A 23,154-nucleotide genomic window follows, 5' to 3' on the forward strand; every position below is an offset into this window, starting at 1 on the left:
TCGCTGCCCGCCCTCGGTAGCATGGCCGCCATGCAGTTCAGCAAGGGTCACGGCACGGAGAACGACTTCGTCGTGCTGCCCGACCTGGACGTCGAACTCGACCTGACGACCGAGCGGGTGTCGACGTTGTGCGACCGGCGCAGCGGTCTCGGCGCCGACGGGCTGCTGCGGGTCGCCCGCGCCGGCGCGCTGAAGCAGGCCGGGGTGCTGGACACCCTCCCGTCCGGTGTCGGGGCCGACGACTGGTTCATGGACTACCGCAACGCCGACGGGTCGGTTGCCGAGATGTGCGGCAACGGGGTTCGGGTGTTCGCGCACTTCCTGCGCGCGTCGGGTCTCGAGCTGGCCGACGAGTTCGTGGTCGGGTCCCGGGCCGGCGCACGTCCGGTCGTCGTGCACAGGGTGGCGGGCGCGACCGCCGACGTGACCGTCGACATGGGCCGGGTGCGGGACCTCGGAACCTCGACCGCCACCGTCGCAGGCACCGAGTTCACCGGGCTGGGCATCGACGTCGGCAACCCGCACCTGGCGTGCGTGTCCGACACCCTGACCGCCGAGACGCTCGCGGCCCTCGACCTGACCGAGGCTCCGGTGTTCGACACCGCGTTCTTCGGCAGCGGCGTCAACGTCGAGATCCTCACCGCGATCTCCGACGGCGCCGTCGACATGCGGGTGTTCGAACGCGGTGTCGGGGAGACCCGGTCCTGCGGCACCGGGACCGTCGCCGCGGCGGCCGCGGCCCTGCGCGCCGAGGACCGCACCGAGGGCGAGGTCCGGGTCAGGGTGCCCGGTGGCGAGGTCACCGTCACGATCACCGACGGCAAGGCGACACTGCGGGGACCGTCCGTTCTGGTCGCGGCAGGCAGCATCGACGACGTGTGGTGGGCGGCGCTCGGCGGGTAATCCGGATGCGGGGCGGTGGTCGGACGTGGGACCATGGGCGTTGTATGACGAAATCAGACATCATGACGAACACAGCCGACCACCACTCCGCGGAGTTCGATCGGACGGGTCACGACCCGTCGGTCGGCGAGATGCAACTGGACGACCGCAGCGCGCTGCGCCGGGTGGCGGGGCTGTCCACCGAACTCACCGACGTCACCGAGGTCGAGTACCGGCAGCTGCGCCTGGAACGGGTCGTGCTGGTCGGCGTCTGGACCTCCGGCACCGCGGCCCAGGCCGACGCCAGCATGGCCGAACTCGCCGCGCTCGCCGAGACCGCCGGCTCCGAGGTTCTCGAGGGCCTCGTCCAGCGTCGCGACAAACCCGACGCCGCGACCTACATCGGGTCCGGCAAGGCCGACGAGCTGCGTGAGGTGGTGCTCGCGACCGGCGCCGACACCGTCATCTGCGACGGTGAACTCACGCCCGCCCAGCTGACCGCCCTGGAGAAGGTCGTGAAGGTCAAGGTCATCGACCGGACCGCACTGATCCTCGACATCTTCGCCCAGCACGCCACGTCCAGCGAGGGCAAGGCGCAGGTCGCGCTCGCCCAGATGGAGTACATGCTGCCGCGACTGCGCGGCTGGGGTGAGTCGATGTCCCGGCAGGCCGGTGGCCGTGCCGGCAGCAACGGCGGTGTGGGTCTGCGTGGCCCCGGCGAGACGAAGATCGAGACCGACCGTCGCCGGATCCGTGAGCGCATGGCCCGGTTGCGTCGCGAGATCAAGGCGATGAAGGCCGCCCGCGACACCAAACGCACCCGCCGCCTGCGCAGCGACACCCCGTCGGTCGCGATCGTCGGCTACACCAACGCCGGCAAGTCGAGCCTGCTCAACGCCCTGACCGGTGCCGGTGTGCTGGTCCAGGACGCGCTGTTCGCGACCCTCGACCCGACCACCCGCAAGGCGGAGTTCGCCGACGGCAGGCAGTACGTGCTCACCGACACCGTGGGGTTCGTGCGGCACCTGCCGACCCAGCTGGTCGAGGCGTTCCGGTCGACGCTCGAGGAGGTCACCGACGCCGACCTGCTGCTGCACGTCGTCGACGGCTCGGACCCGCTGCCCACCGACCAGATCAAGGCGGTGCGGGAGGTGATCACCGACGTGCTCCGCGAGTCCGACGCGCCGCCGCCTCCGGAACTGCTGGTGGTCAACAAGATCGACGCGGCCGACCCGATCACCCTGACCCAGTTGCGGGGGCTGCTGACGGGTGCGAAGTTCGTGTCGGCGCGCACCGGGGAGGGCATCGAGGACCTGCGCGACACCCTCGCGGAGATGGTCAGCCCACCGGAGGTCGAGGTCGAGGTGCTGCTCCCGTACACGCGGGGCGACCTGGTGGCCCGGATCCACACGGATGGGCGGATTCTCGGGTCCTCGCACGAGGCGGAGGGCACACTGGTCCGCGCGAAGGTGCCCCCGGCGCTGGCCTCCGCCCTCGACCGGTACCGTCGCAGCGCCGTGTAGCAGCGCACCCCGGTGCCGCTGCCCGACACCGAGGAGGACACGGGGAATGACCGGATCGGACGGCGGTGCCCGCAGGCGGGTGACGGTGCTCGCACTGACCGCGATCGGATCGGCGATCCTGACCGCGGCCCCGGCGGCCGCGCAGGGATCGGCCACCGGGTCGGCCGGGTCCTCCGGCGTCGTGGACGCGCACTTCGAGACCTTGTGCACGCCAACGGAACCCGGGCTGGCGGAGCTGTCCGGCCTGGCCGTCGACGGCACCCGGATGTTCGCGATCGGCGACAGCGGCACCGACCGCACGCTGTGGGTCCTCGGCGCGGACTGCGAGGTCGCCGGTTCGCTGCCGGTCCCGGGCACGCCGGTGGACGTCGAGGACCTGGCGCGCTCCGGCGGCAGGCTCTGGCTCGCGGACACCGGGGACAACAACAGGGTCCGCACCTCGGTCGCGCTGACCGAGATGGACCCGGCCACCGGGGCGGGCACCAGCCGGGTCCTGACCTACCCGGACGGCGCGCACGACGCGGAGGCCCTGCTGATCGGGCGCGACGGCCGGCCTGTGGTCGTCACGAAGGAACTGCTCGCGGATTCCGGGATCTACACCACCGCCGGCGGCGAGACGGTCGCCGACCTGTCCGGTCCCGGGCCGACCGCACTGCGCCGGGTCGGGCGGATCCGGCTCGGCCCGACCGACACCCCCGGTGGACCGCTGCCGGTGCCGGGTGCCGCGTCCACCCTCGTCACCGGCGGTGCGGTCAGCGCCGACGGGCGCGTGGTCGCGCTGCGCACCTACACCGACATCTACCTCTACCCGGCCCCGGACGGCGACATCGTCGCCGCGCTGACCGGCGCGACACCGATCCGGGTGCCGATGCCGGGACAGCCGCAGGGCGAAGCCGTCGCGTTCACCCCGTCCGGGGACCTGCTCAGCGCATCCGAAGCCGCGGACGGTCCGCTGCCCGCGATCCTGGTGCTCCGCGGCGCGACCGGCCTGGTGCCGCTGCCGCCCGCGGAGCCGGAACCCCGGGCCGCGAGCGCGGGCGGTGCACCGAACACGGTCGCGGCCATCGCCGCGGGTGCCGGGGTCGGGGCGGCGCTCGTCGGCGGCGCCCTGGTCGTCCGGTCACGGCGCGGCGACGCCTGAGGCCCGGCCCGACCGGGTGCCCTCCGACGTCCGATTCGATTCGCCGGCCGGGTGGACCGATACTGACCCGGTGCCCGACACCCACGCGCTGCTGAGCTCGCTGTCGCGACTCTCGCTGGTCGGCCCCGTCGCGACGGCGACGGTGGCCCTCGTCGGCGCGGTCGCGCTCGTGGTGCTGCTCGTCGCGGCGCGCCGGTCGTCGCGTCGTGCGCTGGGCATCGCCGGCGCCGCGGCGGTCGCAGGCACACTCGGCGCCGCCGGCGTCGTGTGGGCGGTGGGCCGTCCACTGCCGTTGCAGTTGTCCGAGGTCGGCATCGCGGCCGTCGCGGTCGCCGTGGCCGGGACGTGTGCCGCGGGTGCGGCGGTGGCGTCCCGCCGCGGTCGCCCGGTGCCGCTGTCCCCGGGCCGCGTGATCGGGGCCGACGGCGCCGTCGCGGTCGTCGCGGCCGCGGCCCTGTCGGTGACCGCGGTGGTCGTGGTCAACCGGGACACCGGCCGGTACCCGACGCTCGGATCGGTCGTGGGGCATCGGCCACCGGCGGCCGTGCAGTTCGTGGACTTCGACGCCGTCCCCGGGCCCCAGCACCGGGTGCTGTCCGGGACGCCGGTGGCGCGGGTGTGGCGACCCCCGCTGCGCGCCACCCGGGACGGGCTCCTGACGCACGTGACGATCCCCGGCGCGCGTTCGGGGTTCGCGGCCCGGCCCGCGCTGGTGTACCTCCCGCCGGCCTACCTGGACTCGCCGCGTCCGCTGCTGCCGGTGCTGGTGCTCGTCGCGGGCAACCCCGGCAAACCCGACGACTGGCTCGGGATCGGGCTGGCCGACATCGTGTCCCGGTTCGCGGCCGCCCATCAGGGACTGGCGCCGGTCGTGATCGTGCCCGACGCCCTGGGCGCCGACGACGCGGTGCCGCTGTGCCTCGACTCGCGGCTCGGCAACGTCCAGACCTACCTCGCCGCCGACGTCCCCGCGTGGGCTGCGGAGAACCTGCAGGTCGACGCCGATCCGCGGGCGTGGGCGATCGGCGGCTACTCGTACGGCGGCACCTGCGCGGTGCAGTTGGCCGTCAACCGGCCGGACGTCTACCCGACCTTCCTCGACATCTCCGGTCAGGACGAGCCGTCGCTCGGCGACCACACCGAGACCGTGGCCGCGACATACGGCGGCGACGAGCGCGCGTTCGCGGCCGTCAGTGCACGCGACGAGCTCACCGGCGGGGCGCGACCGGCCGCGGTGGGGGTGTTCGTGGCGGGGGAGGACGACGACGAGTACCGGCCCCAGCAGCAGCGGATGTACGCCGCCGCGGCGGCCGCCGGGATGGACGTGCGCTACTACGAGCTGCCCGGTCCGCACAGCGGCCGGGTGTGGACGCCGGCGTTCGCCCGTGAACTCGACTGGATCGCCGTTCGCACCGGGCTGCTCGCGCCGTGAGGTTCGTCGGGCCGGCACGAGGGTGCCGGCCCGACGAAGCTCACGCGTCCAGATCGGCGGCGACGAGTTCGGCGACCGTGTCGACGGCGGACTGGTCGTCGCTGGTGACGGTCACCTCGACGCCCTGCGTCGCGCCCAGGGTCATGATCATCAGCGCCGACCCCGCATCGACGGGGTCGCCGCCGGCGACCGACAGGGTGACCGGGACTCCGGCGGAGGTGACGGCATCGGCGATGACGGCGGCGGGGCGGGCGTGCAGGCCGATGGAGGAGCCGACGGCGACGGTGGTGCTGGGCATGATGGACCTTTCCTGGGGTGGGTTGTCGGTGGGGCTTCGGGTGGGGGCGCTCAGGCGGTGGCCGGGACCAGGTCGTCCGCTGACGGCGTCGCGGTGCGGCGGCGCACGAACTGCTTCGCGAGCACCACCGCGCCCGCGGCGACAACAGTGCCTGCGACGATCGAGATCAGGAACCAGGCGATGTTGCCGATCGCGAAGAGGACGAAGATCCCGCCGTGCGGGGCGCTGAGGGTGACGTTGGTGGCCATGATCAACGCGCCGGTGACGGCGCCGCCCGCCATCATCGACGGGATCACCCGCAGCGGGTCCGCCGCCGCGAACGGGATGGCGCCTTCGGAGATGAACGCGGCGCCGAGGAACCAGGCCGCCTTGCCGTTCTCCCGCTCCGCCTCGCTGAACAGGCCCGGGCGCACGGTCGACGCCAGCGCCATCGCGAGCGGCGGAACCATGCCTGCCGCCATCACCGCGGCCATGATCCGCAGGGTGGCGGGGTCGGCGACACTGAGCCCGGCGACCGCGAAGGCGTAGGCCGCCTTGTTGACCGGGCCACCGAGGTCGAAGCACATCATCAGGCCGAGGATGACGCCGAGCACGACCGCGGAGGTGCCGGACATGCCACTGAGCCAGCTGGTCAGGCCGCTGGTGATCGCGGCGAGCGGACGGCCCAGCACCATGAACATCAGTGCTCCGACGGCCAGCGTGGCGAACAGCGGGATGACGACCACCGGCATCAGTCCGCGGAGGACCTGCGGTACCCGGAGCCGGCCGATCCACAGCGCCGCGAATCCGGCGATGATGCCGCCGACCAGGCCGCCGATGAAGCCCGCACCGACGAACACGGCGACCGCGCCTGCGGTGAATCCGGGTGCGAGACCGGGGCGGTCGGCGATCGCGAACGCGATGTACCCGGCGAGTGCCGGGACGAGGAAGCCGAACGCCAGCGACCCGATCTGGTACAGGACGGCGCCCAGATACGTGCCGAACCCGCCGTCGGGCAGATTCCACAGCGAGTTGTCGAGAACGATGTCCTTGCTGCTGTTGCCGATCTCGTAGCCGCCGAACAGGAACCCGAGTGCGATCAGCAGGCCGCCGGCCGCGACGAACGGGATCATGTAGCTCACGCCGGTCAGCAGGATCTGCCGCAGCCGGGTGCCCCAGCCGACGTCCGATGCGGCCCGGCCGGCCGTGTCCGCGGGGCTCGCCGGTCCGGTGACCCGGGCGGCGGTCGGGTCGTCGGCCGCCCGGACCGCCTCGGCGACCATCGTGTCCGGTTCGTTGATCGCGCGCTTGACGCCGGCCGCGACCACGGGCTTGCCCGCGAATCGTTCGCGGCCCTTGACCCCGACGTCGGTGGCGAAGATGACGGCGGCCGCGCCGGCGATCACCTCGGGGCTCAGCGACGTGCCGCCGCTCGAGCCCTGGGTCTCCACCCGCACCGGCACCGACGCCCGATCGCCGGCCGCGACCAGCGAGTCGGCGGCCATGTAGGTGTGCGCGATGCCGGTGGGGCAGGCGGTGACCGCGACGATGTAGCGTTCCGCGTCCGGCGGAGCGGCCACGGGTGCGGTCGGGGCAGGGGCAGGGGCAGGGGCAGGGGTCGGGGTGGGTGCGGCCGGTCCGGGCACCTCGAGGCCGAGCGCCTCGTGCACCAGACCGACGACGGCGTCGGCATCGGGTGCCGCGCGCAGCGACGCGACGAACTCGGGCCGGACGAGCGCGCGGGCCAGACCGGAGAGCAGTTTCATGTGCTCGGCTCCGGCCCCCTCGGGTGCGGCGATCAGGAAGACGAGGTCGGCGGGCCCGTCGGGTGCACCGAAGTCCGCCTTCGGCTGCAGCCGGGCGAATCCGAGGGAGGCCGCGGTGACGGCCGCGGACCGGCAGTGCGGGATCGCGATGCCGCCGGGGAGCCCGGTCGCGGACTGCGCCTCGCGGGCGAGCGCGGCGTCGCGGAGGGCGGCCGCATCGGTGGTACGCCCGGCGCCGGCGAGCCGGTCCGCGAGCGACTCGATGACAGTTCCCGATTCGGTGCCCAGGTCGGCGTCGAGCGCGATCAGGTCGGTGGTGATGATCGCGGGGGATTCTGCGGGGGGAGTGGACATGGCGGGTCCTCAGTGCTCGGCGGCCGGATCGGCGACCGTGGTGGATGGTGCAGCGGCCCCGACGGTGGGATTCGGGGCGTCGAGCGCGGTGACGGTGACCGCGTCGCGGTCGACCTGGTCGGGCCGGGGGAGTGCGGTGCCGGGCAGTCCGGCGGCGGCGGTGCCGTAGGCGACCGCGAGTTGCAGTGCTCGTTCCGGGTCGTCCCCGGCCACGTCGGCCAGGAGGTAGCCGGCGAGCGAGGCGTCGCCGGCGCCGACGGTGCTGCGCGGAGTGATCCGCGGGGCGCGGGCGAACCAGGCGCCGTCGGCGGTCGCGAGGACCGCGCCCGCGGAGCCGAGCGTGACCAGCACGGTCCCGACACCCCGGTCGAGCAGGGCGCGTGCGGCCCGTACGGTCGGGCCCGGGTCCCCGGCGGCGGCGGCGGCCTCGAGCGAGGCGGCGTCGCAGCCGGTCAGCTGGGACAGCTCCTCCGAGTTCGGCTTCACCAGGTCGGGCGCGGTGTCGGGGAAGCCCGCGGCGAGGGCGCGCAGCGGGACGTCGGAGGTGTCGATCGCGATCGCGCACGGCAGCGGCCGCAACGCCCGTACGAGTCGTCCGTACCAGTCGTCGGGTGCGCCCGGCGGGAGCGAGCCGCACAGCGCGACCCATCCGGCGTCCGGGACGTGCTCGGTGAGCAGGCCCGTGAGTGCCTCGAGTTGGGCCTCGTCGAGCGGATGTCCCGGCTCGTTGAGCTTGGTGGTGGTGCCGTCCGGTTCGGTGATCGTCAGGTTGCTGCGCACCGGACCGGCGGTCGGCACCAGCCGGTGGGCGATGCCCCGGTCCGTGAGCGCGGTGACCAGGGCGTCCTCGGCGCGGGCGGGCAGGATCGCGAGCGTCGGGTACTGCGCCGCGGCGATGACGCGGGCGACGTTGACGCCCTTGCCTCCGGGATCGGTGCTGGTGGCGGTCGCGCGGTGCACCGCGCCGCGCTCGAGGCGGGTGGCCAGTTCGACGGTGTTGTCGAGACTGGGGTTGGCGGTCAGGGTGACGATCACGCGACCACGACCTCGATGCCGTGCGCCTCGAACTCGGTGTGGGCGCGGGGATCGAGGTCGTTGTCCGTCACCAGCACGTCGATGGCGTCGACGGAGGCGAAGCTCACCAGATCCTCCCGGCCGACCTTGCTCGAGTCGGCGACCACCACGACGAGGTTGGCGCACCGCACCAGCGCCTTCTTGACGGCGGCCTCGTCGGGGTCGGGGGTGGACAACCCGTGGCCGGCGGTCAGGGCGTTGGTCCCGACGAAGGCGACGTCGACGCGGAGACCGGCGAGGGTGGTCACGGCCTGGTCGCCGACCACCGCCTGGGTGACGCCGCGGACCCGGCCGCCGAGCACCTGCAGGTTGTGCTTGCCCGCGCAGCGCGCGGCGACCGGGATGGAGTTGGTCACCACGGTCAGCTCGCGGTCGAGGGGAAGCAGTGGCGCGATCCGGGCGGTGGTGGTGCCTGCGTCGAGGATGACGCTGCCGCCCTGTCCCGGCAGGTAGGCGACCGCGGCGGCGGCGATGCGGTCCTTCGCCTGCGCGTTGCTGTGTTCGCGTTCGCTCAGGACCGTCTCGCCCAGCGTGATGGCCGCCGCCGAGACGGCGCCGCCGTGCACGCGTCGGATCAGACCGAGTCGGTCGAGCGCTGCGAGATCGCGGCGGACGGTCTCGGTGGTCACCTCGTAGGTGTCGGCGAGGTCGGTGACCGAGACCCGACCGCGCTGGCTGATCAGCCCCGCGATCGCCTGCTGTCGCTCCTCGGCGTACATGTGACCTCCTGCCCGAATGAATGTTGGTTTATGTTGTTTTACGCCTGGATGTGTTGACATGTCAATGGGTTGGAGTAACCCTGGTCACAGTGCCGGTGTTGAGTGATCTGGGAGACGTGATGGAGTCGAGTCGAGGAGCGCGCATGAACGGGTTGGGGGCGGGACGGGTCGCGCCGCAGGTGGGCGGTGGTGCCGACCCGGCGCGGGAGACCGCGTCGGTGTTGGTCGGGACGCCCGTGGTGCCCGGCGTCGGGTACGGGCCGGTGGTCCGGCCGGGCACTCGACCGGACGTGCCCACGCGCGGCGCCGATCTGCCCGAGGACGCGCGCGCCGCGGAGAAGCAGCGGTTCCTCGCCGCCGCCGACGTGGTGTCCGCGCGGCTCCTCGCCCGCGCCGAGTCCGCCGACGGCGCCGGGGCGGAGGTGCTGCGGGCCACCGCCGCGCTGGCCACCGACCGGGGCTGGCTCGGTGCCGCGTCCGCCCTCGTCGACGGTGGTGCGGACGCCGCGTCCGCCGCCGCGTCCGCCACCGAGCAGTTCGTGGCGGTGTTCACGAAGCTCGGCGGCCTGATGGCCGAACGGGTGACCGACCTGCTCGACGTGCGGGACCGGGTGGTCGCCGAACTGCTCGGTGTCCAGGAGCCGGGCATCCCGACCCCCGCGGTGCCGTCGGTGCTGCTGGCGCGGGACCTGGCCCCGGCCGACACCGCCGTCCTGGACCCGGCCCTGGTGTCGGCGATCGCGATCACGCTCGGCGGCCCGACCAGCCACACCGCGATCATCGCCCGGCAGTTGGGCATCCCGTGCGTGGTCGGGGTCACCGGCCTCGACGACATCGGAACCGGCACACCGGTGCTGGTGGACGGGGGTGCCGGCCGGGTGGAGATCGACCCGGCTCCCGAGCGTGCGGCGGACCAGGTCGCCGACGCCGCCGCGCTCCGACGGCGTACCGCGTCCTGGACCGGTCCCGGACGCACCCGCGACGGTCACCCGGTGGCGGTGCTCGCGAACGTGCAGGACGGCGCCGGGGCCCGCGCGGCCGCCGCCGGGTCCGCGGCCGAGGGGGTCGGCCTGTTCCGCACGGAACTGGCGTTCCTGGACCGCGACAGCGAGCCGTCGGTCGAGGAGCAGGCGCGGATCTACCGCGAGGTGTTCGACGCGTTCGCCGGACGGAAGGTCGTCGTCCGGACCCTCGACGCAGGCTCGGACAAGCCGCTGAGGTTCGCCGGCCCGGCCGACGAACCCAATCCGGCCCTCGGGGTGCGCGGCTACCGGATCGCCGCACAGGACCCGGGAATCCTGGACCGGCAGCTGGACGCGATCGCGCTCGCCGCACGGGGATCGACCGCGTCGGTGCTGGTGATGGCCCCGATGATCGCGACGGTCGCCGAGGCCGCGGAGTTCGCCGCTGCGGCCCGGGCACGGCAACTGGTGCCGGGTGTGATGGTCGAGGTCCCGGCGGCGGCGCTGCTGGCCGACCGGATGCTCGAGCACGTCGACTTCCTCTCGCTCGGCACCAACGATCTGACCCAGTACACGATGGCGGCGGACCGGCTGTCGGCCGCGTTGGCACCGCTGAGCGACCCGTGGCAGCCCGCGGTGCTGGCGTTGGTGGCGCGGACTGCCGCCGACGGTGCGCGGGCAGGCAAGGCGGTCGGTGTCTGCGGCGAGGCCGCTGCCGACCCGCTGCTCGCCTGTGTGCTGGCCGGATTCGGTGTCACCTCGCTGTCGATGGCGGCCACCGCGGTCGCGGCCACCGGGTCCGCGCTGTCCGAGGTGGACCTCGACCGGTGCCGCCGTGCGGCCGAGGCGGCGCTCGGTGCCGCCGACCCCCGGACCGCCCGGGAGCGCGCCGCGCACATCCTCGCCGGGTAGCTGGGTCGGGGGCGATGGCCCAGGATGGGGTGATGGACCCCGTCGAGGCGTTGCGGGAGATCGCGTTCTGGCTCGAGCGGGGCCGGGCCGAGACCCATCGGGTGCGCGCCTACCGCCGCGCCGCGGACGTCGTCGAGGCGTTGACCCCCGAGCAGCGGGAGCGGTTCGGCCGCACCGACACGTGGACCGCGCTCGCCGGCATCGGACCGAAGACGGCGGCGGTCGTCGCGCAGGCCTGGGCCGGCCGGGTGCCGGAGTACCTGATCGAGGTGAAGGACGCGGCGCAGCAGATCGGCGCGGGCGGCCGCGAGCTCCTCGCGGCGCTGCGCGGGGACCTGCACACCCACTCCGACTGGTCCGACGGCGGCAGCCCGATCGGCGAGATGATGCGCCGCGCGGCCCTGATCGGTCACGAGTACTGCGCGCTGACCGACCACTCGCCGCGGCTGACCGTCGCGAACGGGCTCACCGCCGAGCGGCTGCGTCGCCAGCTCGACGTGGTCGCCGAACTCAACGGCGAGCTCGCGCCGTTCCGGATCCTGACCGGGATCGAGGTGGACATCCTCGACGACGGCACGCTCGACCAGGACCCGGACCTGCTGGCCGACCTCGACATCGTCGTCGCGAGCGTGCATTCGAAGCTGGCGATGGATCACGACGCGATGACCCGGCGGATGGTGCGGGCGGTCGCCAATCCGCTCGTCGACGTGCTGGGGCACTGCACGGGCCGGCTCGTCGAGGGTGGCCGGGGTACCCGCCGGGAGTCGACGTTCAACGCGGAGGTCGTGTTCGAGGCCTGCAGGCAGTTCGGCACGGCGGTCGAGATCAACAGCCGCCCCGAACGCCGGGACCCGCCGTCGCGGCTGATCCGCCTCGCCCTCGAACGCGGCTGCCTGTTCGCGATCGACACCGACGCCCACGCGCCCGGACAGCTCGACTTCCAGGGCTACGGCTGCGAACGGGCGCAGGCGTGCGGTGTTCCCGCGGACCGGATCGTCAACACCTGGGGCGCCGACCGGCTCCTGTCGTGGTCCGCCGAAAGAATTGCTTGACCGTCCGGTCAAGCAACTCGTACTGTCGTCGCGTCGGCCGCATCCCCCGAGATCGGCCCCGTCCTGCAGAAGGAGCGCCGTGAGCACCCGCAGCACCTCGATCCGATCCCGCGCCTGGGCGCTGGCCCTGGCCGTCGCCGTCGGCGGCGCCGTGCTCGGCGCCGCGCCGGCGATCGCCGCACCCGGGTCCACCGAGCCCGGCACCGTCACCGAGACCGCGCCCCTGCCCCAGGACCTCTGGTACCCCGGCACCGCTCACGCACAGAAGCTGACGTACTGGACCACCGGCGCGAACGGCGCACCCGCGTTGAGCACCGGCACCGTGTTCGTCCCCGCGGGCCAGGCGCCCGCCGGCGGCTGGCCGGTGATCTCGTGGGCCCACGGCACGGTCGGACTCGGCGACGACTGCGCCCCGTCGGTGGTGGGCCCGGCCGCGCGCGACCGCGACTTCGCCTACCTCGGCACCTGGCTGTCGCAGGGGTACGCGATCGTCGCCAGCGACTACGCCGGTCTCGGCACGCCCGGCACGATGCCGTACCTCGACGGCCGGGCCGAGGCGCACAGTGTCGTCGACATGGTCAAGGCGGGCCGCAACGCCGAGCCCAGCCTGTCGACCCGGTGGGTGACGATCGGGCAGTCGCAGGGCGGCGGCGCCGCGATCACCACCGCGCGCTACGCCACCGAATTCGGCGGCCCCGCACTCGACTACCGCGGCGCGGTCGGCACCGGGGTGCCCGCCTACATCGAGAACATCGTCGCGGTCGCCGGCCCGGGTGTGCCCCCGATCGCGCTGCCCGCCGGTCTGACCGCGTACGGCCTCTACATCCTCGCCGGGTTGAACGCCGCCCACCCCGAGGTGAACATCCCGTCGCTGCTCAACGACACCGGCAAGCAGTGGCTCGCGAAGGCCGAGTCCCAGTGCATCGAACCGTTCGAGGAGTCGGTCCGCGGGCTGGTGCTCGGGTCGCTGTTCGCGAAGCCGCTGTCGACGATCCCGAACGTGCACGGGCTGCTCACCGACTACATGGGCGTCCCCGAATCCGGCTACGACAAGCCGTTCTTCATCGGTCAGGGGCTGAAGGACACCGACATCATCATGCCGTCGACGCTGCTGCTCGGCAGCACGCTCGCGCGGAACGGGCAGCCGGTGACGTTCAAGACCTACCCGACCGACCACAGCGGCACGATGGCCGCCTCGCTGGTCGACACGGTGCCGTTCGTGCGTGCGCTCTTCGACGGCACACCCCCTGCGCCGTCGTTCGGCAGCTGACCCCGCGCCGCCGGCGGTGACCCCACGTCACCGCCGGCGGCGGGCCTACTTCTCGACCGCCGCCGCGGTCCGGCGGGCGCGCCGGCGCGGCGCGGGATCGGGGACCACCACCTTCGAGTCGGCGGTCGCGCCACGCGGGCTCTCGCGCGAGGTGGCCTTCGCGTCGAAGAAGTCGCCGCCCTTGCGGCGGGTGTCGTCGGTACCCCAGTCCCGCTTCGTGGTCACCGGCTTCATCCGCGGAATGTGCTTGCGGCAGTGGATGTACGCCTCCTCGACGTCGACGACCACCCACCGCTCGGGTGTCCGGCCGCCGCTGTGGTCGTCGGGCAGGTCCGGCACCGTGGCACGCAGCTCCGGATCCTCGACGATGCGGGCACTGCCGTTGACGTGCAGCCCGATCAGGTCGTGCACGAAATCCATCATCAGGATGCCGACATGCGGGTTCTCCCGGATGTTGCCGAGGCTGGCCATCACCCCGTTGCCGCGGTACTCCGGATACGCCAGCGTGTGCGGGTCGATCACGTGGATGAATCCCGGTGCGCCCGCCCGGAACGTCGAGTCGCACTCGCCCCGCGAGTCCGACGTCGCGATGAACGCCATCTCCTGCCGGCCGGTGAATTCGATCATCGCCGGGTTCAGGTGCGCGAGAACCTGATCGGAATAGAACCGTGCCGCGCGATCGGCCGTGCCGTACTCGCGCTGCAGTTCATGTTCGCCGACACTCCCCACGGTGTCACGAATGGTCATGAAGCTCCTCGGGACAGTTGGACCCACCCGCCGGCGACGGGTGCGGATCCGGTAACGCTAGCCGGGGAACGGGCCCGCCGCAGCGACCGTCCGCGTCGGGCTTCGCTCGTGGCGGCCGCCGAAAGCGCCGCCGTCACCCGGCATTTGCTGTGACAGTATTTGCCTCGTGACCAAGCGAGAGAGTGCCACGACATGGGCGGCACGGCTGCGTCCCGCCGGTCTGGGATGGAGCCTGCACGGCGACGGCAAGGCGATCACCGACGGCGTCGTCGTCGCACCCGACGAACGGTTGAGCTGGCCCCGGACGGTCGGCATCGGGATGCAGCACGTGATCGCCATGTTCGGCGCGACGCTGCTGGTACCGACGATCACCGGGTTCCCGGTGACCACCACCCTGCTGTTCTCGGGTGTCGGCACGGTGCTGTTCCTGCTGATCACCCGCGGGCGGGTGCCCAGCTATCTGGGGTCGTCGTTCGCGTTCATCGCGCCGCTCACCGCGTCCGCCGCGGACGGCCCTGCCGCGCAACTCGGTGCGGTGCTGTCCGTGGGCGTGGTGCTGATGCTCGTCGGCCTGCTCGTGAAACTCGCCGGCGCGCACGTGCTGGACGCGGTGATGCCGCCCGTGGTCACCGGCGCGGTGGTGATGCTGATCGGTCTCAACCTCGCGCCGTCGGCGGTCGGGTCGTTCGAGGCCCAGCCCCTCGTCGCGGCGGTCACGCTCGTGGCGGTGCTCGTCGTCACCGCGGTCGGGCCCGGATTGCTGGGCCGGCTCGGCATCCTCGTCGGGGTCGTGATCGGGTGGGTGTTCGCGGCGCTCACCGGCGCACTCGCCGCCGAGCGCCTGGACGCGCTGCACGAGGCGGCCTGGGTGGGGCTGCCCCATCTGCGCGGCCCGGAGTTCCGGTGGTCGGTGATCGCGCTGGCGCTGCCGGTGGTGATCGTGCTGATCGCCGAGAACGTCGGGCACGTCAAGGCGGTCTCGGCGATGACGGGCCGCAACCTCGACGCGATCGCCGGTGACGCGCTGTTCGCCGACGGCCTCGCGACGACTCTCGCCGGTGCCGGCGGCGGATCCGGCACGACGACCTACGCGGAGAACATCGGGGTGATGGCGGCGACCCGGGTGTACTCGACCGCCGCCTACTGGGTCGCCGCGGCGACGGCTGTCGTGCTGGCGTTCTCGCCGAAGTTCGGGGCACTGGTGTTCACGGTGCCGGACGGCGTGATCGGCGGAGCGACCCTGGTGCTGTACGGCCTGATCGGGATCCTGGGTGTGCGGATCTGGACCGATGCGAAGGTCGACTTCACCGATCCGGTGAACCTGACCGTGGTCGCGGCGGCACTCGTCGCCGGCATCGGGAACCTGACCCTCTCGATCGGATCCGTCGAACTCGGCGGCATCGCGTGGGGGTCGATCGGCATCCTCGTCGGCTACCCGCTGATGCGGCGGCTGGCGCGCCTTCGGCGTTAGCGGCGCCGGCGCCGGTCACGTACGGCGCCAGCGCCTGCGGGCGCGCACCACGCTCGACCAGTCCTGGTAGCCGAGCCGACGCGCGATCTCGGAGTGCGAGATCGTGCGAGCGCGGAGGAGATTCTCGGCAACGCTGCGGCGCACCTCGTCCAGGAGGGTCCGGAACGTCGTGCCCTCGTGTTCCAGATGCCGGCGCAGCGTCCGCGGGGCGTAGTGCAGGTGTTGTGCCACGTCCTCGAGCGTGAGGTCGAGTGAGGACCGGTCGAGCAGATGCGCTCGAACCCGGGCGGCGACGCCGGTACGGTGCAGTCGCTCGGCACGGATCCGTTCGCACTGCGCGACCATCAACTGCGTCGTGTGTGCGTTCGCCATCGGAGGCACCTGGTCGAGATACGCGGCGTCGTAGACGATCTCACTGCATCCCGCACCGAAGGACACCGGAAGGCGGAAATGGTCGCGGTGGACCGCATCGTCGGCCCCCTCGTCGGCGAGCCGGATCTCCAGTAGTGGAACGTCGTCCGGTCCCGGGAACGTGTCGCGCTGGATCTGGACGACCGCGGTGAGGTCCCGCTCGACGACGAAGCGCCGAATGTCCTCCGGGACGTCCCGCGCCTCGAACGCCAGCACATACCGGTGGCCGGAATCGATGCGCGCCGTCATCGTCGAGAACGCGAACGTCAGGATCGCGAAGTGGAGGCCGTGTTCGACGGTGTCGCGGACGGTGGCGGACGCGGCGAGCAGATATCCCAGATAGCCGTACGCCGTCAGATGGTAGCGGCGACCCAGGTCGACGCCGAGCCCCGGCCGGTCACCGGCCGCGGCGACGAGGTTGCGGATCACCGCCATCTCCTGGCTCGCCTCGACCAACGCCTCGACGTCGGTCAGTGAGTCGCGATCGAGGTGCGACCCACGGAGCAGCGACTCGGCGGGGATTCCGTGCTCCGCCGCCCACTCGCACATGATCGCGACGGACACCGCGGTCCGCGGGTGGTCCCACGGGTCCGTGGTGGCGGCGATGACCCTGTTCGTCGACGTCCCGCCGAGCGTCGAGGGCAGCGGTGCATCGTCGAGGGCACCGGTGCCGAAGGTCATGGCGCCAGTGTCGCCGACCCCCGATGCCGCGTCAACGAGACCGATCGCGCCGCGCTCGTCGTGGCCGGAACTGTCGAGTTGTGGCCGGGACTGTCCTGTCGTGGTCCGGGCGGCAACCCTACGGTGCTGGTAGTGATGTGCATCACAGCGGCGCAGGGCCGTGCCTGCCCGCGCTACCCGAGGAGGCTGTGCATGAAGGTGAAGGCTGCGATCGTCGAAGAGGTCGGTGGACCCTGGAAGATCACCGAGGTCGAGCTCGGCGATCCGGTGGCCGGCGAGGTGCAGGTCAAACTGGCCGCGTCCGGTCTGTGTCACTCCGACGCGCACGTCGTCGCGGGTGCCAGCCCGGTGCCGCTCATGCCGGTCCTCGGTGGACACGAGGGCGCCGGTGTGGTCACCAAGGTCGGCCCCGGTGTCACCGGTCTCGACGAGGGCGACCACGTCGTGCTCGCGTTCATCCCGGCCTGCGGAATCTGCCCGTCGTGCGCCACGGGTCTGCAGAATCTCTGCGACGAGGGCGCCGGACTGCTGACGGGGCAGGCCATCTCGGACAAGACCTTCCGCGTGACCAAGGACGGCCGGCCGGTCGTCCAGATGTGCCTGCTCGGTACCTTCGCCCCCTACGTGACGGTGAACCAGGCATCGGTCGTCAAGATCGAGAAGGACATCCCCCTCGAGGTCGCGGCGCTGCTCGGCTGCGGTGTGTCCACCGGCTGGGGATCCGCGACCGAGATCGGCGACACCCGGCCGGGCGACACCGTGGTCGTGATGGGCGTCGGGGGTGTCGGCATCAACTCGGTGCAGGGCGCGAAGCACGCGGGCGCACGGTACGTCGTCGCGATCGACCCGGTCGAGTTCAAGCGGAAGCGGGCACTCGAGTTCGGGGCCACCCACACCTACGCCTCCGTCGAGGAGGCCCTCGCCGAGCTCCCGGACCTCACCTGGGGAAAGATGGCACAGGTCACGATCATCACCGTCGGTGAGATCAAGGGCGAGCACGTCCAGCAGGCGCTGAGCATGACCGCGAAGGGCGGCCGGGTGATCGTCACCGGCATGGGCGACGCCATGCAGTCGGTCGTCGACCTCAGCCTGTTCGAGCTGACCCTTCTCCAGAAGCGGGTGCAGGGCGCCATCTTCGGCGGCGTCGGGCCCCGCACCCAGATTCCGAAGCTGCTCGACCTCTACCGGACCGGGAACCTGAAGCTCGACGAGCTCGTCACGACGAGATACCGCCTCGAGGACATCAACCAGGGCTACCAGGACATGTTCGACGGCAAGAACCTGCGCGGCGTCGTCGTCTACTCCGACGCCGACCACTGAGCCCCTCCACCGCCCCGGTCGCCGCCCGCGGTGCCGGCGACCGGGGCGGGCCCGGCACCTCGGCTGATCCCGGCCCGACAACCGCACCGACACAACGACATCGAGAGAACCGGAGCGTGAATTCGATGCAGAACCACGACAGCAACTACATCGACGGCAAGTGGACCGCCGCGAGCGGCACGACGCGGATCCCCGTGACCAACCCGGCGAACGACGAGGTGATCGCCGAGGTCACGGCCGGAACCGCCGCCGATGTCGACGCCGCGGTCGCGGCCGCCCGCGCGGCCTTCCCGGCCTGGTCGGCGACGCCGGTCTCGCAGCGTGCCGGCCACCTGACCGCGATCGCGGGCAAGCTCGCCGAGCGCTCGGAGGAGATCGTGCGCATCATCTCGTCGGAGATGGGTTGCCCGATCTCCGTGGCGCGCGCCGTCCAGATCCCGCTGCCGATCAACAGTTTCGCGGAGGCCGCGAACATCGTGCGGGAGTACGAGTTCGAGACCGAACATCGCGGATCGACGGTCGTGCGCGAACCGTTCGGCGTTCTCGGGGCGATCACGCCGTGGAACTACCCGCTGCACCAGATCGCGCTCAAGGTGGCCTACGGGCTGGCCGCGGGCAACACCGTCGTCGTCAAGCCCAGCGAGGTGACGCCGCTGTGCGCGATCGCGTTGACCGAGATCATCGACGAGGTCGGGCTGCCGCCGGGCGTGTTCAACATCGTGTTCGGTACCGGCGCCGAGGTCGGCGAGGCGATCGCCGGGCACGACGACGTGGACGTCGTCAGTTTCACCGGATCCACCGGGGCGGGCAAGCGGGTGTCGGAGGCCGCGGCCGGCAACGTCAAGAAGGTGTCGCTGGAACTCGGCGGCAAGAGCCCCAACGTCATCCTCGACGACGCGGACCTCTCCGCGGTCGTCCCGGTGTCGGTCCAGATGATGATGATGAACTCCGGCCAGACGTGCACCGCGCTGACTCGCATGATCGTTCCGCGCGCCAAGGTCGCCGAGGTGGAAGCGCTCGCCAAGGCGACCGCCGATGCGCTTCCGGTCGGTGATCCGAGCGACGACGGTACGGCCGTCGGCCCGCTGTCCTCGCGAGCCCAGCAGAAGCGGGTGCTCGGGTTCATCCGTACCGGGATCGAGGAGGGGGCCCGCGTGGTCACCGGCGGCGACGTCGACGTCGACGCCGCCGGCGCGTTCGTCCGGCCTACGGTGTTCTCGGATGTCACCAGGGACATGACGATTCACAAGGAGGAGATCTTCGGTCCCGTTCTCTCGATCGTGGCGTACGACTCCGAGGAGGAGGCGATCGCCATCGCCAACGACACGGACTACGGCCTGGCGGGGGCGGTCTGGGGGTCGCCGGAACGAGCCGAGAAGGTCGCCCGGCAGATCCGGGCCGGGCAGGTCCAGGTCAACGCGGGCGCCTTCAACCCGAACGCGCCGTTCGGCGGCTACAAGCAGTCCGGTCTCGGGCGGGAAGCCGGCGCGTACGGACTCGAGGAATTCCTCGAGGTCAAGTCCATCCAGCGATGACCCACAGGGGCGGCTCCGCCGCCGGTGGTGCGCCGTCGGACGCAGAACCGTCCGGAAGCGCACCACCGCCGCGCGTGACCGGCCCGCAGAGCCCGGTCGGTGCTGTCGAACATGATGACCGTGCGACCACGGATTCGACTCGGCTGAAGGGAAGCCGTGACCGGGCTCGCCGTCGGTCACAGTTTGCGCTCGTTCGGGTCATCGACCGGGGTTTGGCGCCGGGCCTAGCCTGGGCGCATGGAACGCACTCTCTTCGAGCCTGAGCACGAACTCTTTCGCGAGTCCTACCGCAAGTTCCTCGACCTGGAGGTCGCGCCCCACCACGACCTGTGGGAGGAGCAGAACATCGTCGACCGCGAGGTCTGGAAGAAGGCCGGTGAGCAGGGCTTCCTGGGTATGGCCGTGCCCGAGGAGTACGGCGGCGGCGGCGTCCACGACTTCCGCTACAACGCGGTCATCACCGAGGAGACCACCCGTCGCGGGTTCAGCGGCATCGGCTTCATGCTGCACAACGACGTCGTCGCGCCCTACCTGACGGACCTGGCGAACGAGGAGCAGAAGCAGCGCTGGCTGCCGGGGTTCTGCTCCGGTGAGATCATCACCGCGATCGCGATGACCGAACCGGGCACCGGATCGGATCTGCAGGGCATCAAGACACGGGCCGTCAGGGACGGCGACCACTGGATCCTCAACGGGTCGAAGACGTTCATCACCAACGGCATCAACGCCGACCTCGTCATCGTGGTCGCGCAGACCGACCCCGACAAGGGTGCGCAGGGCTTCTCGCTGCTCGTCGTCGAGCGTGGCATGGACGGTTTCGAGCGGGGCCGCAACCTCGACAAGATCGGCCTCAAGGCGCAGGACACCGCCGAGTTGAGCTTCACCGACGTCCGGGTCCCGGCCGCGAACCTGCTCGGCGAGGAGGGGATGGGCTTCATCTACCTGATGAAGAACCTGCCGCAGGAACGGCTTTCGATCGCGGTCGTCGCGGCGGCCGCGATGGAGTCGGTGCTCGAGTCGACGATCCAGTACTGCCGCGACCGCAAGGCGTTCGGCAAGTCGATCGGCAGCTTCCAGAACACCCGCTTCGAACTCGCCGAGCTCGCGACCGAGACCCAGATCGCGCGGGTGTTCGTCGACCGGGCGATCGAGCTGCTGAACGAAGGCAAGCTCACCGTCCAGGAGGCGGCGATGGCGAAGTGGTGGACCACCGAGAAGCAGGTCGACCTGATCGACCGCTGCCTGCAGCTGCACGGCGGTTACGGATACATGCGTGAGTACCCGATTGCCAAGGCCTACATGGATTCCCGAGTCCAGACGATTTACGGCGGCACCACCGAGATCATGAAGGAGATCATCGGTCGCGGTCTGAACCTGTAGACCGCGACACCCACGACCACCATCTGCTGAGGGGCCGCCTCGGGCCGTGACGGACGTCCGTCACGGCCCGAGCGCGTTGGGCGGCCTCCGGCGAGGCGCGCGCTCAGATCTTGCGCATCACCGTGACGACCTTGCCGAGGATCTGCGCGTCGTTTCCGGGGATCGGCTCGAACAGCGGGTTGTGCGGCATCAGCCACACGTCGCCCTTGCTGCGCTTGAACGTCTTGACGGTGGCCTCCCCGTCGATCATCGCCGCGACGATGTCCCCGTTGTCGGCGACCGACTGCTGGCGCACGACCACCCAGTCGCCGTCGCAGATCGCGGCATCGATCATCGACTCGCCGACCACCTTCAGCAGGAACAACGAACCCTGGCCGACGAGCTCGCGGGGCAACGGAAAGACGTCCTCGACCGCCTCCTCCGCGAGAATCGGCCCACCGGCGGCGATCCGGCCGAGCACCGGCACGTAGGCCGGCTTCGGCGACTCCGAGTCGCCGGCCTCCGATCCCGCTGCCGCCTGCTCGAAGCCCGCCTGGTGGTCGGTGGCAGGCACCGGCTCGTCGAGCCCGCGGACGTCCACGGCGCGGGGGCGGTTCGGATCGCGCCGCAGGAAGCCCTTCCGTTCGAGCGTGCGCAACTGGTGTGCCACCGAGGACGTCGACGTCAGCCCGACCGCGTCGCCGATCTCCCGGATGCTGGGCGGGTACCCGCGCTCGGAGACCGAGGCCCGGATCACCTCCAGAACTCGACGCTGCCGGTCCGTGAGCCCCGCCGCGGCGCCGGCCGGGCCGGGAGCGGCCGCCGCGCCTTCGCTGGAGCTGTCGTCCTTCATGAAGGCCTCCTGTGGTGCTGGTGTCGTCCGGTGGTGCTGGTGTCGTCTCGTGGTGCGGCAGGCGTGTCGGGTGGGACGCCTGGGCGTGTTGTGGCTCCTGACACGAATCTAGACGCAAACGCCGTGGTTATCAAACATCTGTTCGAGAAAAGTCGGTCCGGATGCGCGACTTTGTCGGGGAGGCGTGGTAGAAATCGAACATGCGTTCTTTCGAACGGGTGATCGAACGCTGGAGATTTTGCACGCGACACAGGTTTGAACGCGACACAGGTTTGCCACTCACAGGCCGGTCAGGCACAGGCGGAGGTTCTCATGAGCGTTGCGATCGACATCGACGGTTTCGGGGGCGGCGAGTGGGAGGCCGGGCGACGCTCCTGCGAGCGGGTGCTCGGCCGGGCGGGAACGCGGCGGCAGGTCGGCGCGCGGCGGCCCGGGGGCCGTCCGCTGTCGTACGACGGGTCCCGCGTCCGGGTTTCCCGCGCCGCCCACGTGCGGCAGGCGCAGGACGTCGGGTGGCCGGCGGTGGTCGTCGGGATGCTGGCCACGGCGCTGGTGGTCGCGGGCCTGTTCGGGCTGGCGCAGTGGCGGTCCGGAAGCGACGTCGCCACGGCCACGGAGGTGGTGCGGGTGCACCCCGGCGAGTCGCTCGGTGACGTGGCGGGGCGGGTTGTGCCGGGTGCTCCCGTGGATCGGGTGGTGGAGCGGATCGTCGAGCTCAACGCACTGGGCGGGTCGGGTCTCCATCCGGGGCAGACGCTGGTCGTGCCGGTCTCCGTGACGGGCTAGCGCACGGCCGTGCGTGACGCGACGGTATTGTCGAACCTTGTTGGCCCCACCACATCCAGTGGATCACGCGGGCCCGGTTCGTTCGGGCCTCGCGACTGCGTCCACGGTTCAGACGAAGGATTCGCCATGCACTGCCCGTACTGCCGGCATCCCGATTCGCGCGTCGTCGACTCGCGGGAGGCGGACGAGGGGCAGGCGATTCGGCGTCGTCGTTCGTGCCCGGCCTGTGGTCGCCGCTTCACCACTGTCGAGACGGCGGTGCTGTCGGTGGTCAAGCGCAGCGGCGTGACCGAGCCGTTCAGCCGCGAGAAGGTCGTTCGTGGGGTCCGGCGGGCCTGCCAGGGCCGCGACGTCGCCGACGACGCGCTGTACCAGCTCGCCCAGAAGGTCGAGGAAACCGTGCGCGCCAACGGCTCCGCGGAGATCCCCAGCAACGAGATCGGTCTCGCGATCCTGGGGCCGCTGCGCGACCTCGACGAGGTCGCATACCTGCGGTTCGCCTCGGTGTACCGGTCGTACTCGTCCGCGGAGGATTTCGAACGCGAGATCCACGAGCTGCGGGTGCACCGCGAGGAGTCGGCCCGCGCGGCCGAGGCGGAGTCCGGCGCGAAGCAGGACGTGTAGCGC

Annotated in this window: 20 protein-coding genes; 13 read left to right on the plus strand and 7 right to left on the minus strand. The window is 71.8% G+C overall.

Features of this window, described 5'->3' with window-relative positions; translation table 11 throughout:
- The first annotated feature begins 30 nt into the window (after nucleotides 1-30).
- From dapF to ABD951_RS08790, 4 genes are all read left to right on the plus strand, one after another.
- Nucleotides 31-903, plus strand: a complete 873-nt coding sequence (dapF, locus tag ABD951_RS08775; RefSeq protein ID WP_345343956.1) for a diaminopimelate epimerase — start codon at nucleotides 31-33, stop codon at nucleotides 901-903.
- Between the two features lie 62 nt (nucleotides 904-965).
- Complete coding sequence (gene hflX / locus ABD951_RS08780) at nucleotides 966-2,405, plus strand: GTPase HflX (protein ID WP_345343659.1); 1,440 nt, start codon at nucleotides 966-968, stop codon at nucleotides 2,403-2,405.
- A 46-nt stretch (nucleotides 2,406-2,451) separates the two neighbouring features.
- Complete coding sequence (locus ABD951_RS08785; protein ID WP_345343661.1) at nucleotides 2,452-3,546, plus strand: hypothetical protein; 1,095 nt, start codon at nucleotides 2,452-2,454, stop codon at nucleotides 3,544-3,546.
- A gap of 70 nt (nucleotides 3,547-3,616) precedes the next feature.
- Complete coding sequence (locus tag ABD951_RS08790) at nucleotides 3,617-4,978, plus strand: alpha/beta hydrolase (protein ID WP_345343663.1); 1,362 nt, start codon at nucleotides 3,617-3,619, stop codon at nucleotides 4,976-4,978.
- Between the two features lie 40 nt (nucleotides 4,979-5,018).
- Here ABD951_RS08790 and ABD951_RS08795 read toward each other — a convergent pair whose 3' ends face one another.
- Genes ABD951_RS08795 through ABD951_RS08810 form a run of 4 tightly spaced genes read right to left on the minus strand, consistent with a single transcriptional unit; the run spans nucleotide 5,019 to nucleotide 9,168 of the window.
- Nucleotides 5,019-5,276 carry an HPr family phosphocarrier protein gene (locus ABD951_RS08795; protein ID WP_345343665.1) on the minus strand — a complete coding sequence of 86 codons (258 nt, stop codon included), beginning with the start codon at nucleotides 5,274-5,276 and terminating at the stop codon, nucleotides 5,019-5,021.
- Between the two features lie 50 nt (nucleotides 5,277-5,326).
- Nucleotides 5,327-7,375: a PTS fructose transporter subunit IIABC gene (locus tag ABD951_RS08800; RefSeq protein WP_345343667.1), complete on the minus strand. Its 2,049-nt coding sequence runs from the start codon at nucleotides 7,373-7,375 to the stop codon at nucleotides 5,327-5,329.
- A gap of 9 nt (nucleotides 7,376-7,384) precedes the next feature.
- Complete coding sequence (locus ABD951_RS08805) at nucleotides 7,385-8,410, minus strand: 1-phosphofructokinase family hexose kinase (protein ID WP_345343668.1); 1,026 nt, start codon at nucleotides 8,408-8,410, stop codon at nucleotides 7,385-7,387.
- Nucleotides 8,407-9,168: a DeoR/GlpR family DNA-binding transcription regulator gene (locus ABD951_RS08810; protein WP_345343670.1), complete on the minus strand. Its 762-nt coding sequence runs from the start codon at nucleotides 9,166-9,168 to the stop codon at nucleotides 8,407-8,409. The genes ABD951_RS08805 and ABD951_RS08810 overlap by 4 nt, the downstream gene beginning before the upstream one ends.
- Nucleotides 9,169-9,311: 143 nt before the next feature.
- On the opposite strand from ABD951_RS08810, the gene ABD951_RS08815 reads away from it, so the two are divergent.
- The 3 genes from ABD951_RS08815 (at nucleotide 9,312) to ABD951_RS08825 (ending at nucleotide 13,364) form a co-directional block, all read left to right on the plus strand.
- Entirely contained in the window at nucleotides 9,312-11,042 is a 1,731-nt protein-coding gene (locus ABD951_RS08815) for a putative PEP-binding protein (RefSeq protein ID WP_345343672.1), read from the plus strand.
- A 32-nt stretch (nucleotides 11,043-11,074) separates the two neighbouring features.
- Nucleotides 11,075-12,094 carry a PHP domain-containing protein gene (locus tag ABD951_RS08820; protein WP_345343674.1) on the plus strand — a complete coding sequence of 340 codons (1,020 nt, stop codon included), beginning with the start codon at nucleotides 11,075-11,077 and terminating at the stop codon, nucleotides 12,092-12,094.
- A gap of 79 nt (nucleotides 12,095-12,173) precedes the next feature.
- A complete protein-coding gene (locus ABD951_RS08825; protein WP_425569798.1) occupies nucleotides 12,174-13,364 on the plus strand; it encodes a lipase family protein in 1,191 nt (396 codons plus the stop codon).
- Between the two features lie 45 nt (nucleotides 13,365-13,409).
- Here the strand turns inward: ABD951_RS08825 and ABD951_RS08830 are convergent, their stop codons facing one another.
- The gene (locus ABD951_RS08830) at nucleotides 13,410-14,111 is read right to left on the minus strand and encodes a pyridoxamine 5'-phosphate oxidase family protein (RefSeq protein WP_345343675.1); all 702 of its coding nucleotides are present in this window, start codon (nucleotides 14,109-14,111) and stop codon (nucleotides 13,410-13,412) included.
- A gap of 166 nt (nucleotides 14,112-14,277) precedes the next feature.
- On the opposite strand from ABD951_RS08830, the gene ABD951_RS08835 reads away from it, so the two are divergent.
- Nucleotides 14,278-15,582, plus strand: coding sequence for a uracil-xanthine permease family protein (locus ABD951_RS08835; RefSeq protein WP_345343677.1), 1,305 nt, complete (start codon nucleotides 14,278-14,280; stop codon nucleotides 15,580-15,582).
- A gap of 15 nt (nucleotides 15,583-15,597) precedes the next feature.
- Here ABD951_RS08835 and ABD951_RS08840 read toward each other — a convergent pair whose 3' ends face one another.
- Nucleotides 15,598-16,674 carry an AraC family transcriptional regulator gene (locus tag ABD951_RS08840; RefSeq protein WP_345343679.1) on the minus strand — a complete coding sequence of 359 codons (1,077 nt, stop codon included), beginning with the start codon at nucleotides 16,672-16,674 and terminating at the stop codon, nucleotides 15,598-15,600.
- A 192-nt stretch (nucleotides 16,675-16,866) separates the two neighbouring features.
- Here ABD951_RS08840 and ABD951_RS08845 point away from each other — a divergent pair, with 192 nt between their 5' ends.
- From ABD951_RS08845 to ABD951_RS08855, 3 genes are all read left to right on the plus strand, one after another.
- Complete coding sequence (locus ABD951_RS08845; RefSeq protein ID WP_345343681.1) at nucleotides 16,867-17,994, plus strand: NDMA-dependent alcohol dehydrogenase; 1,128 nt, start codon at nucleotides 16,867-16,869, stop codon at nucleotides 17,992-17,994.
- Nucleotides 17,995-18,119: 125 nt separating this feature from the next.
- Nucleotides 18,120-19,529, plus strand: coding sequence for an aldehyde dehydrogenase family protein (locus ABD951_RS08850; protein ID WP_345343683.1), 1,410 nt, complete (start codon nucleotides 18,120-18,122; stop codon nucleotides 19,527-19,529).
- Nucleotides 19,530-19,766: 237 nt separating this feature from the next.
- On the plus strand, nucleotides 19,767-20,909 hold the full coding sequence (locus tag ABD951_RS08855) for an acyl-CoA dehydrogenase family protein (protein WP_345343685.1): 1,143 nt from the start codon (nucleotides 19,767-19,769) through the stop codon (nucleotides 20,907-20,909).
- Between the two features lie 103 nt (nucleotides 20,910-21,012).
- Here ABD951_RS08855 and lexA read toward each other — a convergent pair whose 3' ends face one another.
- Entirely contained in the window at nucleotides 21,013-21,741 is a 729-nt protein-coding gene (lexA, locus tag ABD951_RS08860; RefSeq protein ID WP_345343687.1) for a transcriptional repressor LexA, read from the minus strand.
- Nucleotides 21,742-22,053: 312 nt separating this feature from the next.
- Between lexA and ABD951_RS08865 the strand changes: the two genes are divergently transcribed.
- Both ABD951_RS08865 and nrdR read left to right on the plus strand, forming a co-directional pair.
- Nucleotides 22,054-22,527 carry a LysM peptidoglycan-binding domain-containing protein gene (locus ABD951_RS08865; protein ID WP_345343689.1) on the plus strand — a complete coding sequence of 158 codons (474 nt, stop codon included), beginning with the start codon at nucleotides 22,054-22,056 and terminating at the stop codon, nucleotides 22,525-22,527.
- Between the two features lie 126 nt (nucleotides 22,528-22,653).
- Entirely contained in the window at nucleotides 22,654-23,151 is a 498-nt protein-coding gene (gene nrdR, locus ABD951_RS08870; protein WP_345343691.1) for a transcriptional regulator NrdR, read from the plus strand.
- Nucleotides 23,152-23,154 lie beyond the last annotated feature (3 nt).

The organism is Rhodococcus olei (assembly GCF_039540555.1).
Taxonomy (GTDB): Bacteria; Actinomycetota; Actinomycetes; order Mycobacteriales; family Mycobacteriaceae; genus Rhodococcus_G; species Rhodococcus_G olei.